The sequence below is a fragment of the Nostoc sp. KVJ3 genome (assembly GCF_026127265.1).
In the GTDB taxonomy this organism is placed as follows: Bacteria; Cyanobacteriota; Cyanobacteriia; order Cyanobacteriales; family Nostocaceae; genus Nostoc.
The window spans coordinates 583,296-598,027 of sequence record NZ_WWFG01000001.1 but is presented as its reverse complement, the minus strand read 5'-3'; the positions used below and the strand labels follow the sequence as shown (position 1 = coordinate 598,027).

Annotated in this window: 10 protein-coding genes and 1 pseudogene; 5 read left to right on the top strand and 6 right to left on the bottom strand. The window is 41.8% G+C overall.

What is annotated here, in order from left to right:
• Positions 1–37 precede the first annotated feature (37 nt).
• Positions 38–1,120 (top strand): iron-containing redox enzyme family protein, encoded by a 1,083-nt coding sequence (locus GTQ43_RS02535; RefSeq protein ID WP_265270402.1) that lies wholly within the window; start codon positions 38–40, stop codon positions 1,118–1,120.
• A gap of 248 nt (positions 1,121–1,368) precedes the next feature.
• Here GTQ43_RS02535 and GTQ43_RS02530 read toward each other — a convergent pair whose 3' ends face one another.
• Positions 1,369–1,533, bottom strand: a complete 165-nt coding sequence (locus GTQ43_RS02530; RefSeq protein ID WP_265270400.1) for a hypothetical protein — start codon at positions 1,531–1,533, stop codon at positions 1,369–1,371.
• A 241-nt stretch (positions 1,534–1,774) separates the two neighbouring features.
• Here GTQ43_RS02530 and GTQ43_RS41680 point away from each other — a divergent pair, with 241 nt between their 5' ends.
• A complete protein-coding gene (locus GTQ43_RS41680) occupies positions 1,775–2,029 on the top strand; it encodes a hypothetical protein (RefSeq protein WP_414859086.1) in 255 nt (84 codons plus the stop codon).
• Here GTQ43_RS41680 and GTQ43_RS02525 read toward each other — a convergent pair.
• Positions 1,929–3,101, bottom strand: coding sequence for an RpoD/SigA family RNA polymerase sigma factor (locus GTQ43_RS02525; protein ID WP_265270398.1), 1,173 nt, complete (start codon positions 3,099–3,101; stop codon positions 1,929–1,931). The genes GTQ43_RS41680 and GTQ43_RS02525 overlap by 101 nt on opposite strands.
• Positions 3,102–3,903: 802 nt before the next feature.
• Between GTQ43_RS02525 and priA the strand changes: the two genes are divergently transcribed.
• Together priA and GTQ43_RS02515 are read left to right on the top strand one after the other, a co-directional pair.
• Positions 3,904–6,462 (top strand): primosomal protein N', encoded by a 2,559-nt coding sequence (priA, locus tag GTQ43_RS02520; protein ID WP_265270396.1) that lies wholly within the window; start codon positions 3,904–3,906, stop codon positions 6,460–6,462.
• A gap of 321 nt (positions 6,463–6,783) precedes the next feature.
• Positions 6,784–6,975: a hypothetical protein gene (locus GTQ43_RS02515; protein ID WP_265270394.1), complete on the top strand. Its 192-nt coding sequence runs from the start codon at positions 6,784–6,786 to the stop codon at positions 6,973–6,975.
• 11 nt (positions 6,976–6,986) lie between these two features.
• On the opposite strand, the gene GTQ43_RS02510 is transcribed toward GTQ43_RS02515, so the two are convergent.
• The 4 genes and pseudogenes from GTQ43_RS02510 to GTQ43_RS02495 form a co-directional block, all read right to left on the bottom strand.
• Positions 6,987–7,910 (bottom strand): ion channel, encoded by a 924-nt coding sequence (locus GTQ43_RS02510; RefSeq protein WP_265270391.1) that lies wholly within the window; start codon positions 7,908–7,910, stop codon positions 6,987–6,989.
• Between the two features lie 163 nt (positions 7,911–8,073).
• Positions 8,074–8,958, bottom strand: a complete 885-nt coding sequence (locus tag GTQ43_RS02505; protein WP_265270389.1) for a YsnF/AvaK domain-containing protein — start codon at positions 8,956–8,958, stop codon at positions 8,074–8,076.
• Positions 8,959–9,120: 162 nt separating this feature from the next.
• A complete protein-coding gene (locus GTQ43_RS02500; RefSeq protein WP_265270387.1) occupies positions 9,121–10,008 on the bottom strand; it encodes a DUF2382 domain-containing protein in 888 nt (295 codons plus the stop codon).
• A gap of 333 nt (positions 10,009–10,341) precedes the next feature.
• Positions 10,342–11,184: pseudogene (locus GTQ43_RS02495) on the bottom strand (DUF2382 domain-containing protein).
• Positions 11,185–11,748: 564 nt separating this feature from the next.
• Between GTQ43_RS02495 and GTQ43_RS41400 the strand changes: the two are divergent.
• Positions 11,749–14,568, top strand: a complete 2,820-nt coding sequence (locus GTQ43_RS41400) for a pre-peptidase C-terminal domain-containing protein (protein ID WP_321162372.1) — start codon at positions 11,749–11,751, stop codon at positions 14,566–14,568.
• Positions 14,569–14,732: the final 164 nt, after the last annotated feature.

Genomic DNA, 14,732 nt, shown 5'->3' with positions numbered 1-14,732 from the left:
TAATTGATATTAAACTGAAGAAAATTATCTAACCTAAATGCTATTAAATTCATCAAGTGACCGAGCAGTTAACTTAAAACCTTCTTTTATAACTCCTCAATCTCCAGAGAAGGCACAGACATTATCACAACAAATTGTCTATCTTCTTTCTAATGCTCACCTGATGCTTCCAGAAGCTGAGACAATCCATAACACCTTACAGCGAGATTTGTCAATAATGCTGCATTCAGCATTTACTGATGAAGAATCTGTAGCACTTTTGGAAATTCATAAAACTCTTTATGCTATCTACGAAGTAAGTATTAGCCACCCTCTATCACCAATTTGTATACACGAACATAGCCCCTGGTTATTAACAATTCGTAATCAAATTGAAAATGCATGGCTTAATTATGAACTGCCACGCATTCAAAAACAATTGCCATCTCCATCTGAAGCAAAACACCCAAAATTACTTCGTGATTGGTTTCTTGAACAGGCACACACAGAATCAGATATCGATCAATGCTTATTAAACTTTTTAAAAAGCCAAGCTTCTATTGAGCAATTCAATATATTTATACTCTCAGATGCGACTTTAAACTATCGTTTTTGCGATGCCTTAGCTTTAGCACAACTCCACTTTTCAGAGACAGTGAAAGCTGAAATCGTTCGTAATATGTGGGATGAGTGTGGTCATGGAGTAGCAGAGAAGGCACACACTAGGCAGTTCACGCAGATGCTTGCTTCCCTTGGTCTACAGCAACCAACACTCCCCATTTGGGAAGACTGGCGACCCTACGCAGGTCATAACCTGTACTTTTGCTTCGCTTTGAACCGGAAACACTATTTTAAGGGAATTGGAAGTTTAGGGATGCCGGAAATTTTTGACCCAAATCGCAATCGTGCAGTTGTTGCTGGTTTAGAACGCCTATATTCGGATGCACGGGTAAAATGCGAATATTTTTACGACCATATAGAAGTAGATGAGATACATGGTTCAGGCTGGCTGAATAATGCAATCGTTCCTATCGTTGAAGTACAACCAGAAGCAGGATTGGAACTGGCTATAGGAGGTGCGCTTCGCATGGAAGCTATGAGGCGCTACAACCAGTATCTGGCAGTCAGGTTAGGGGTATGATAATCATTGGATACTGTTGGCGAAAGTGTTACAAACGCATAAACAAAAGTGTTACAACTCAAAGCCGCAACTACAGATTGAAGGTTTGAGCTTGCGTAATACTTAATAATACGAAAATGTATTACATTCGCCAACAGTATCATCATTGGAACAGAAAACAGGGTTAAGCTCAAAAGTTTTATTGTGTAAAAGACATCTCCAGAAATTAAATATACGTTATGCAGAACCCTTGTAGAGACGTAGCACTGCTACGTCTCTAAATTCTTTTTCACTCCTATGTCTAAAGATTTTATTGATGGTTCAGATATTCCGGCAGTAATATCATGTCCGGTTAAACACTTGTCATTGCGTTGCTCTTGGCGTTCCCGAACGCGAATAGCGTCTCCGAAGGAGAAGGGTACGGAGTGAAGCATAAGTCCTTCGGACACGCTTCGCGAACGCAGAGTCCTGGTGATTGCTTCGCTCCACTTCGTTGCGATCGCAATGACATATCGTAAGTAATTTGGCGGACATGATATAAAATATGATGAGTCCCTTAACTTTTAAATTTACCGTTGGTTAATCCAATCTCTGCGATCGCACTCAAAAAGCTGAGGGCTGTGTAGCTAGTACAATAAGGAAAAAGTAAAAAGAAAGAAGCCAAGAAAAAGCAAATTGACCAAGGAAGAGAAGCAGTTTAATCGTAATTTAGCGTGTTGCCGAGTTGCCGTTGAACACGTCAACAGCAAATTCAAGGTCTTTTGGATTTTCAGCCAGCGATACCGCAATTGCAGAAAACGGTTTGCATTGCGTTGTCACTATAATGTAACTAGATTAACCAACCTTTTAAGCGTTTGGCTATGTGGGGACGGCGCAATTTCCGCATGGCTTTGCTTTGAATTTGACGCACTCGCTCACGGGAAAGATTGAACATATTCCCGACTTCTTCTAAAGTACAGGGTTCACTGGTTGTCAAACCATAGCGTAGAGAAATCACATCTTTTTCGCGTGGAGTTAACACGTCACCCAAGACTTCCCAAATCTCCTGACGCATCATGTTTTCATTCATTTTTGCTTCTGGAGACAGGTTATCTTCATCTTCTAGCAAATCCATCAATTCCGTGTCTTCTTCTTTACCGACGCGGTGGTTTAGAGAAAGTGCTTGACGGCGTAGTTGTTGTAACTGGCGTAGTTGTTGGACACTAATTTCCAAAGTTTCTGCCATTTCACCTTCAGTAGGATTACGACAGAGTTTTTGTTTGAGTTCCCGTTGGGCTTTTTTCAGCTTGTTAAGCTTTTCAACAATATGAATAGGTAGCCGAATTGTCCGTGCATCATTAGCTATAGCCCTGGTGATAGCTTGTCTAATCCACCAATAGGCGTAGGTAGAAAACTTATATCCCTTATCTGGGTCAAACTTTTCTGTAGCGCGATTTAAACCCATTGCTCCTTCCTGAATTAAATCCAGAAAAGGCACTCCCCGATTTAGATATCGCTTGGCAATAGAAACTACCAATCTCAAGTTAGAGCGAATCATTTTGCGTTTTGCTACTCTACCTTGATATAAGCGACTTTCTAGTTGCTTTTCGGTCATTTCTAGCTCGGAAGCTACTTCTAATTTGCTAGGTTCGTGTCCCAATTTTAAGTTTAAAGCAGCTTGTAATTCTCTAATTTCCTCCAGAAACCTAACTCGCCGCGCTAACTCTACCTCTTCATCAGCTTTGAGAAGCGGATAACGCGCCATTTCTTTAAAAAACGCGCCGACAGCATCATCATGCTCGGTTTTATTGTATCCCGAAGGACGGGCCGCAGCCATGTCATCCCCGTCGCGTTCATCTGATTCCAGATTTTCTACTAAAATTGGAGTTTCTTCATCTGCCACTGCATGTAAACTATCGAGTGATGGTTCTTCAATATCAGCAGCATTCTCTAGTATTTCCATTTTTCCCAATTCAACAATATTCATAGTTTCCTTTAGGGATTGTTGTTTTGTTTGGTACATAATTTAGTTACAGCTACTCGTTTGAGGCTTGGTAGTTTTCCCTAATGGACGAATGCACCCGGTTTACATAGCGAAATACAAGCTTATGCTAATTTTTATTCAGGAATAAAAATCTGTATCTACTTACAACCTACAGGTTATAGTTAGATACAACCTATAACGAAACTGACCTTTGCACCCAACAAAACTTTTTTTTCAGGCTTCCAACAGATTATATTCTTCATTTTTTTCTTAATTACCAAATATGTCAAACCCCCTCAAACTTTCTCAACCTGAACAAACATAAAAATTGGCTAAACATCCAAATTTCTTAAACTTTCATATATATTTATAAATATATATTTCTCATGTTTAGGTATTGGAAGTCACTGGATAAATTCAAAACCTAGTGATTGGGTCATGCATTCCTGACTTCAAATTACCCAGTTAATACAAATTACAATGATGGCAGCCTAACTTCAGTACGATCTTATTTGTATAAAAGCATCTCATATACTGAAAGAGTTGAATATCTATCGATAGGCGGAAAAAGGCTACTCCCTATTTAGTAGATAGAGCAACTGTTGCAGCAAGAGCCGACATACTTTTATTTGTATAGTGGGTACCAAATATTTATTGCATTTATAGTTGATACGAATTTGTCTAGTAGATTACATAAGAGGAAACTTATCAAGTATTATGAATAATAACAGTATTTAAAAGTACTATTTAAGATGAAGAAAGCGGGAAATTAAACTTTATTTAGCTAAGTTAATTTTGACAAACTATGTGAGTGAAACATCTAACTATAAAGTCAGTAACTATGTATATTAATGACATAAATTTATCTCCTTTAGTGGTGGCCCAAGCTAGTGAATCATACCATTCAGATGCAACTCTTAATAGGTGGGTTGAAGTTCTGGTAGACTGTCCAGGAAGTACAGGATTATTTACTTATCGATTGCCAGCCCAGTTAGAAATAAAACCAGGGGATATTTTGAGCGTGCCATTTGGGGCACAACAATTAGGAGCGATCGCAATTCGGTTACTGGCACAACCAAATATCGATTTAGCACCAGAAAAAATCCGAGAAGTAGAAGATATAGTCAGCGTTGGGTTTTTCCCCAGTGCTTATTGGGAATTACTCAATCGAGTTGCTGCATATTACTATACGCCTCTAATTCAAGTAATCCGGGTTGCTCTCCCACCAGGGTTGTTGGGGCGATCGCAGCGTCGTATTCGCCTGGTTAGAGGAGGGAAACCAGCAGGGAGTAGTTATTTACTGGCATCTCCTAATCCTTCAGCTTTTTTGACTCCAACCGCGCGGCAAGTTTGGGAACTTTTGCAAAGGCAACCTGCGGGGAATTATAGTTTCGCCTACCTCCAACAAAAAGTCAAATCTGCTTATCGGGGAATTAGGGAGTTGCTACGATTTGGTTTAGTAGAAAGCTACTTAGAACCGCCGCGACTAACTAAACCAAAGCTGCAAAAAGCAGTCACGCTCACAGGTACAATCGATAGCGACTTAACTACCCGCCAAAGAGAGATTTTAGAAGTGCTGCGACGGCACAATGGGGAGTTGTGGCAAAATGAATTACTGCAAATTTGCAATGCTAGTTCTTCTATCCTCAAAACCTTGACACAAAAGGGTTACATCGTCATTGAAGAACGGGAAGTATTGCGAACCGAACAAGGCCCAGCATTAGCAGGTGATGGGGCTAAATCTTTAACTACTGCCCAAGCCAGCGCCTTAGAAACAATCCAGACACTAGATGGATTTGCTCAAGTTTTATTGCATGGGGTGACAGGCTCAGGAAAAACCGAAGTATATTTGCAAGCGATCGCACCTCTCTTGAATCAAGGTAAATCCGCCCTTGTCTTAGTCCCCGAAATTGGCCTTACACCCCAGCTAACCGATCGTTTTCGCGCTCGTTTTGGCAATAAAGTCAGCGTTTATCACAGCGCCCTCTCCGACGGTGAACGTTACGACACTTGGCGACAAATGCTTACAGGAGAACCACAAGTTGTCATTGGGACTCGCAGCGCCGTTTTCGCCCCTTTACCCAACTTAGGTTTAATTATTTTAGACGAAGAACACGACAGCAGCTTTAAGCAAGACTCACCCATACCCACCTACCACGCCCGCACCGTCGCCCAGTGGCGAGCCGAATTAGAAAATTGCCCTTTATTGTTAGGTTCTGCCACCCCTTCCTTAGAGAGTTGGGTAAGCGTCGGAATGCAGGGGGCAGGGGGCAGGGGGCAGGGGGCAGGGGAAGAATTCATAACTCCTAACTCTTCACATTACTTAAGTTTGCCCGAACGCATCAATTCCCGCCCTTTACCGCCCGTGGAAATAGTCGATATGCGGCAAGAGTTGCAGCAGGGAAATCGATCTATATTTAGTAGATCGCTGCAAGAAGCTTTGCAACAGTTGCAACAGAGAAAACAACAGGGAATTTTATTTATCCATCGTCGGGGACACAGTACTTTTGTCTCATGTCGCAGTTGTGGATATGTGTTGGAATGTCCGCACTGTGATGTTTCGTTAGCGTACCACCACACCGAAGAAAAAGCGCCGGAATTATTGCGCTGTCATTATTGTAATTATGCGCGATCGCACCCTAAATTCTGCCCCGATTGTAGTTCACCTTACCTAAAATTTTTCGGTAGTGGCACTCAGCGAGTTACGCAAGAATTAGCGCGACAATTTCCAGAGTTACGCTTGATTCGTTTTGATAGCGATACCACCCGTAATAAAGGCTCACACCGGACTCTACTCACCCAGTTTGCCAACGGTGAAGCAGATTTATTAGTAGGTACGCAAATGCTTACCAAAGGTTTGGATTTACCACAGGTAACACTTGTGGGCGTTGTCGCCGCCGATGGATTGCTAAATTTATCAGATTATCGCGCCAGTGAACGGGCATTTCAAACCTTGACTCAAGTCGCTGGGCGTGCCGGGAGAGGCGAAGATCCGGGTAGAGTAATTGTACAAACTTATACTACAGAGCATCAGGTAATTGCGGCGGTGCGATCGCACGATTATCACTCTTTCTCCCAAGCTGAACTAGAACAACGCCAAGCCCTCAATTATCCCCCTTATGGGCGGTTAATTTTGTTGCGCTTAAGTAGTCTCGATCCCATTCAAGTGCAAAATACCGCCCAAATCATTGCCACAACCTTGAGTACAGAAGAAGAATTCGAGATATTAGGGCCAGCACCAGCGAGTATTTTACGGGTAGCTAATCGTTATCGTTGGCAAATACTGATTAAATTTGCCCCCGATGCCTTGCCACAATTGCCAGATTGGGAAGAAGTGCGATCGCTTTGTCCGCCCTCTGTTAGCTTAACTATTGATGTAGACCCATTAAATATTATGTGAATTGCGCTAAAAAATCCCCAAGCGTAAAATATTTAAAACACTTGCCTACTAAGTTATTTTATGGCTATATTTTTATAGGATAATAAAATTTATACCTTAGATACTTGACAATCATCTGTAATTATACTTAAACAATCAGGATGACTCCAATCCGGTTCAGAAATTTTGCGTCTTTACGGATTTATTTTTAGGACTTAGGCAGAAGAGATCCTCAACCCCTTTAATAAAAAGAGGGCTTTTAAATATTCTCACTAGCAAATTTTTCATCCAAACAGCAACAGTAGAGCGATAATTATTAATATAGTGATCAAAATACGTTATATGTCCTTACCCTCCTGCGCCTGTTGTGTTGTAGTCCTCAACCAACAACAGGAGCAAAATATCTCCCACCAAAACCAGTGTCAGGATATGCCAGTTAACCGCAGCAAAAGCATGGTTAAAAGTTGCACTGTAGTTGAAAATGGTCGAGTTGTCGTTAAAGCACAACCACAACTCAATGAGGCTTCTGAGTAACTTTCAGACATTCAAAGTATTTCATCTAAAGGTAAAACATCGTGGAAGCGGTTGTAATCAATGTAGCGATGTCCATCAGGTGTGTGATAAAAGATATCGACAAATTGATTGTTCCACAAAATTTCATTAGCAGCATAACTATGACGGGCATGGACGACCTGTGTAACCGTTTCATCAATGCCACTCAAAGAGACAATTAGCATAGTATTTGTCTGGACTAACGATTCTGGTGTCATCCCATATAGAGGACTAAACTCATCAATGACATGCATCACTGACCAGCTTAAGGTAAAGCTAGGTGTTTGATTCCTCAGCAGTTTGAGATCGTAGAACCGACGCATGAACTGCCCTTCTAGGGTAATTTCGTCGCGCATTAAGTAGACTCGCATTTGCGCCTCTAGAATCATATTGCGACGCTGATTAGCGGTGCGAAATATAAGAGTTGGAATTGCATCATGAGGTGTAATTACAGCAACACGGCTAAAAAGTACCCTGGCTGTGGGCCGGGAAAATCGAGCAAATGCTAGTCCTGTCATCACAGCAATTCCCACTAAACCGATCATTGCTTCAATGGTGACAATAATGTTGGCGTAAGTTGTTTTAGGATACATTGCCCCATAGCCGATGGATGCTAGGGTTTGCACGCTAAAGAAAAAGACATCTAAAAAAGAGCCGGGTCGGGCGTTGGCAATACAATCTCCTCCCATCAAGTAAGCTAGGGCAAATAGAGCATTAATACTTATATAGAAAGTACAAATCAGGAACAGAAAGCCAGTCCAGGGAATTGTTAGCAGCAAATGGTAGGGATCGCGCCAATAGGAATGCCATGCACCCATACCTATAATCTCAAATTTTCCATCTTGAACTTGAATTTGAATAGGTGGGATCAGACGCTGTCGTTTCTTGTGTGAAAGTCTCTTTAGTCGAAATTTCATTGCAAGTAGCCAAAAGAACGGCAACTGCTTAGTATTGTAAATTAAGTTGCTTTCGAGACATTCAACTTATCCACAAGGCAAGGGAAACTTCAACTTTCTTTTCAAAAATCAGCAAAAAAATAGGGTGAGCAATGCCCACCCTACTAATTTATCTGCTAGAAACTTATTTTTCAGGCTTTGGTGATTGACCTTGAGAACACCGGTCAAACCACTCTTGGTATTTTTTTTGATGTGATTCATCTTCAACGGCAATGGTAACACGCACCTGGTTGCAGCCATGATTTCGTTCTAGTGCGATCGCATTCAACAATAAACTAGCAGTTTTAGGCGAGCTAAATTCACCACTTACCATTAAACCCCTGTCAAAATGCGTAATTTCAAGTCTTTCTACTTCAGTCAAGTCAACGCCAGTAATTTCCCCTTGTCCTAAATCAATTTCTGCAAGTTGTTTGTGTTCTGGGCTAATTTGCTCCACAATCAGCCTTTCTCGCCGGACAGGAACTTGTACCATTCGGGTTTCGATTACTTTGCGAACAATCACCTCACCAACTTTTCGTCTACTGCTTTCGACAACTAGTCGTTCTTCTAGGAGACGAATAATCTGTTCTTCACTAACCTTTTCCGAATCTACTGGATCAACTGCACCATTTGTAGTTTGATTATTGGTTAATTGCTCAGTTGAGTTGCTTAGGCGTAGCCCGTCGTAGTCATCGCCTGGTGTTTCTGTTTCTAAATATTCAGGCATATACTCGATTTCTGATTTGTTTAAGTCGATGAAAACAGATTTAGTCGGCTTGTCGATTTTTTTTATTCTCTGGCTCTGCAATCGAAATAGAGAAGGATGTTTATCAGCTAACTGCTGTTGATTCACTTGGTTCGATATAACTAGGTTTAACCGCCGATTAGCATCCACAATTAAATCATGAACTACTCCTACTAGCTGACCTTGCCGATCGAATACAGCAAAATTATTTACCTTCTTTCTTAAATCTGCTAATGAGGTGTTAGTGCCAGAATTCCAGTTTGCCTGTCCAATGTTTGTTGCCATCGGTTAGCTATTCATAATATGCAAAGTTTATGAACTGATTTCTACTGAGCTAAATTAATCAAATAGACATCTCCGCAAATTAAATATACGTTATCCATAACCCTTGAATGTAGAGATGCAAAATTTTGCGTCTCTACATTATTTTTCGGAGATATCTTTTAGTTAGCGTTCTTCAACTGGAAGATTAGTAGAATTCACATCTAACTCTTCACGACGTACGGTTTCTTGGGTTTCAACTGTGTCTTGATCCACCACTTTTCTAACTCTGACTTCTTCACGCAAAAATGCTTCTTTACGAACATCAGCAGTTTCTTCGTGGATTTCTATGCGAGCAACTTCACCTTCATGGAAGTCTGCTTCGCGCCCAGAAGCGGCAGTACCTGCATCTGCTGGAGTGACACGCTCAATCACAACCCGCTCTCTTTCTACTGGCACTGCAACCCGTGCAGTATCAGTCTCGACGCGCTTGCCAATTGATACTTCTCCAGTTTTTTGGCGGCGTTTACTAGCAATGAGCCGTTCTTCATACAATCTCAGAGTTTGATGATCTTGCTCATTTAAACCGTATAAAGAAGGCTCATTTTCGTATGTGTAGCGAGCGGGAGTTGTATCCAATGGGGCTACAGGTGGTACTAAAGGTGGTGTTAAAGGGTCTAATGGCCCTGAAGCATCTATAGGAAGGTTGTAGTCTGTAGGTTGGCGATATACACCACGCACCCGTTCTTCATAGTCGTAATCAAGGGTTTGGCGTTCATTGAACTCAGGCAAATCTTCTGCTTGCTCTCTAGTCAAGCCAATTGTGTAGACGCGATCAACATTGTAGTCGATCCGGGCACGACCAATTGGTAACAATACTTTTTTCCCAAAAATCCAGAAGCCTAAGTCAACGACTAGATAGCGAAAATGACCTTCTTCATCAACTAAAACATCGCTGACAGTACCAACTTTTTCATCAGTTCCTTGTGTATAAACTCCAAGCCCATTAATATCATGACCTTCAAAGGCATCCCGATAGTTAGGCTCAAAATCTTCTAGTTTGTGGAGAACCATATATATTTAAACCTCAAAAATTTCTTTTCATTTCCTAATAACTAAAGTATGATACTCATTTACTTCTCTACCTCCTTCCGCCGAATGAATTATTTCTGTAGTTAAATAATCAAAAGTTATAGATATTTTATTTGCGGTATGTACAGCAATTAATCAAAAATTGTTTTAAAAAGTTAGATCCCCGACTTTTTAAAGAAGTCAGAGATCTGGACACAGTGGGTTTTCACAAATCGAATAAGTCGTGAATTTGATTTTTTTCAAAGCCTCTAGAGACGTGTTAGCGTAGCGGAACGAAGTCCAATTTCACGTCTCCACAACTTTTAAAAAATATTTTTAAATGGCTTCATGTGTAGTAATGCCATTTTCATGCACGTGTAAATTACCAGCAGTATCAACATCCAATTCTTCTCGACGAATGGTATCTTCTGTTTCCACGGTATCCCGTTCTACTACTTTCTTAATTCTGACTTCTTCACGCACAAAGGCTTCTTTATGTATCTCAGGCGTTTCTTCATAGACTTCTATGCGTGCTACTTCCCCTTGTTGGAACTTAGCTTCATTAGAAGCTACAACCTTTCCGACTTCTGTTGGCACAACTCGCTCAATTAAAACTCGTTCTTTTTAAATAGGTACTGTAATGTGTGCAATTTCTGTTTCAATGTGCTTACCAATGGTTACTTCTCCAGTTTTGATGCGTTGTTTATTGGCAATTAATCGTTCTTCATAAAGTCTAAAAGTTTGATGAGATTGCTCATTTAAACCGTATAAAGCTGGTTCGGTTTGGTAATTGTATGTATCACGATCATAATTCACATCGCTGGTTGGAGAACGAAATACACTGCGTACCTTTTCTTCATAATCGCGATTAAAGATAGTATCTTCATTATATTCAACCAAACTTTCTACTTGGTGTTTACTTAAGCCATCCACATAGACTCGTCTTGCGGGATAATCGATCCGAGAAAGACCAACTGGTAATAATATTTTTTTACCAAATAAATCTACGCTTGTATCAATAACTAAATACCGGAAGCGACCATCATCATCAACTAAAACATCCGCGACTGAGCCAACTCTATCTCCTCCTTCAGTATAAAGATCCAGTACTTTAACATCGTCTCCGCCAAAAGTTTCTCGATAGTTGGGGTCAAAATGTTCAAGTTTATGAAGAGGCATATTCTGTTTCCAAAAGATTTATAATCTATTGTAAAAAATATTGGGCTGAGTCTCATCCTGCTAGCGACTGAATTCAGTTGAGTATTTTCTAGTTGATAATTCATACTTAATAAGGGAAATACTCAAGTTGAACACTCTGAGTAATCAATAGGAGTATAACTAAAGTAATAAAAACTCTAGTTCATGCTGATAAAAATTTTTCTGGAGACGATCTAATACGTTTCACTTAACGTTTTAGTCTTTTGAATATCACCCATTTTTAAGGCTTGCTCTAATTAAAAAGACCTCTCCCTGGTTTTACTACGCAAAATCGTCCCTCTCCGACTCGGAGAGGGATAAACTTTAACTTTAGTTTAAGCCAGGGAGAGGTTCGTCGAACTCACATTAATTTAGTTGACGTTTTGCCATATTTGTAAAGATTATTAAAACTTAATCTTTGCTACATCAAAAAAGTCTGAGAATTGCATTACCTTAAGGCTGCTCAAGAAGCTTGAAAGGCTTTCAGAATTTATCTGTGCATATTTCCTTGTTTTTTATCTCTATGCTTTAGTTAAGAATTTTTCTATGACAGAACCTAACAATACTTTTTCCACCGCCACAGCTATTGCTCCAGACTCAAACCTTTTCCTTGAGCAGAATGTAATCCTCAACGATTCAGTTAGTTCAACTGACACTGACGATTACTACGAGTTTTATACCGGGTATGGGCCATCGACCCTCTACGCCCCTCTCAACGGCTTGTCAGCCGACGCGGATCTCTACCTCTACGACCAAAACCAAAACCTAGTTGCCAGTAGTACCCAGGGTAGCAACCTGAGCGAGACAATCAACGCTTCGCTACAGGGTAATCAGTACTACTACGTGAAGGTACACTCCTATTCGGGAAACCCGACAAACTATTCACTGTATTTATATAATGACTATTCTGGTTCAACTTTAGGAACAGCCAGGGATCTCGGCATCAGTTGGGGTCAAACCAGTAGTAAGCCGAATTATTATAGCAAGATTAACTGGCAAGACTATCTGGACTATCGTGATAACGTCGATATCATGAAGTTCACTATGGAAGCGCCTGGCACCATAAGTCTGCGGATGAGAGACACCTCTAGTGGTGGGTTGCAAGCCACCATGCAACTGCTAGATTCCAACGGTAATGTACTACAAACGGTCTCTGGTGCGGTTTTTGGCAACGGTCTCAATGTCGATCGCTATTCTGCCCCTGCTGGCACTTACTATGTCAAGTACACCCAGATTTCCGGCGCTGACCCTTACACCGTCCGCATTGTCACTGATTACGCGGGTGATGTTACTGGCACAGCACGAAACCTAGGGAACGTCAGCGGTAGTAGTCGTCGCTTGTATGACATGGTAGGAAATCCATCTTTGCCAACCTATGAAGATGCTAACGACCTCTACAAATTCACCTTGGATAAGACTTCACCTGTAGATTTACGGTTGGACATCGATACTGATAACTTTGCGCCTCCAACCTTCGATGCCAATTTACGCCTCGCGCGTGACACAAACAACGACGGGTTTATTTCCGCAGGAGAAGTTTTCCTCTCATCGTCGAACCCAGGAGACGATCAGCTATCAACCACCTTAGATGCAGGTACTTATTACGTTCAAGTAGTGCCAAATGGGGCTTATACCACCTATCAACTCGATCTCGATTCCGACTTCGATGCTGTTAAGAGCGATCCACAGGCGTATAACAATATGTCAAAGGCGCGATCGCTTGGTGCTTTAATTGGGGAGACACCCTTTATAGATGATGGGTTTGGCATCAGTGCGGGTGATTTCGCTGATTACTTCAAGTTTACGATGACCAATGCTGGCCAACTTTCGGCTTCAGCATCTAACAACCCCTATTACTCTAGAGGTACGCAGAATCCCTCTGTGTCAATTGTCCGAGACTTGAACAATAACCAACGGCTCGATGCTGGTGAAACCATTACGCCCTTTAGTGGTAACTCACTGACTACCAATTTGGCAGCCGGAACCTACTTTCTGCATACGAGTGGTACAGGTGAACAAGCCGCCTACTACATCCGATTGGTGGCAGACTACGCCGGCAATACCTTAAGCACAGCCCGCCCACTAGCAGCGATCGCTGGGACAACGCCGCCCAATCAAACTTTCCAAGACTACATAGAACAATTCTTTGATGCTTCCAGCGATGTCAATGACTTCTATCGCTTTGATTTACCAAATACCTACGAAGTGACGCTGAACACAACGGGCGTTGGCGGTGAAGACTTATCACTTTCATTGATCAAAGATGCCAACAACAACAATGCGATCGATGCAGGTGATATCTTGGTAACATCCAACGCTTTGAACTCGCCTACAGAAACTATCTCACGGGTACTTGGAACCGGGCGGTATTTTGCGCGGGTTCAGGGGGTTAACGGTTCCACAAACTACACGCTGACTTCAAAATTTGTCAGTCCGAGTCAAGATCCTGATGACACGATCGCTGAAGTTAGTAATTATGTAGGTAGTACCAAGACACTAGGTCAATTCGTTGATTTTTCCTTGAATCCCCAAACTGATGCCGATTTGGTTAAGTTTATCATCTCTGCTGGGCAACGAGTCGGGTTTGATGTGGATTCTCGCAATGGATCAAACCTCAATAGCTACCTAAGAGTCTTCAACTCAAATGGCACACAACTCGCGGCTAACAACGATGGAGCCGCGCCGGGTGAAACTGCTAGTCAGTTCTCCTACTTGGCTTATACATTTGCTCAGGGGGGCACATACTACGTCGGTGTATCGCTCAACCCGAACTCTAATTATAGCCCTCTGACTGGTCTGGGCGATGTCGCTGGTTCAGGGGCTACCGGAGATTACCGTTTGACACTCAACGATCTGGGACGAGTCTTCACTGGCGATAGTGGAAACAATGCGATCGCTGGCGGTACTGCTAATGATAGCCTGAATGGAGGTGCTGGCAATGACACGCTTACTGGTGGTGGTGGCAATGACACGCTGATCGGTGGTACTGGTAATGACCTACTGGTTGGTGGTGCCGGAAATGATGTGCTAACCGGAGGTGATGGGGCAGATACTTATCGGTTTACAACTTCTAGCGATCGCTTAGATACAATTAATGGCTTCAGTGGCTCTGGTGGCGATAAGATTCAGATATCTGCCACAGGCTTTGGTGGGGGATTAGTTGCAGGTGCATTAACCTCAGACCGTTTTCGTTTCGGTGCGGGTATTACGACAGCAAACACCACAACTCAACGCTTCATTTACAATACGACAAATGGAGCTTTGTTCTTCGATGCCGATGGCAGCTTAGGCGGATCTGCACCATTGCAAATTGCTGGATTGTCTGGCAATCCTGTCCTGAGTAACACCAATATTGTGGTTATCTAAATTGATGGAGATTCTAGATAGAGAACCATAGCTATCTAATTGGCATACAAAATAGGCAAGCTAAAAAATATTTGATTTGTGAAAATCGAAAGGCTTAGATTCCCAATTTCTTATAAGTTGGGAATTTTATTTGTCTGTGGGCAATATTACCCAAAATAAACGTA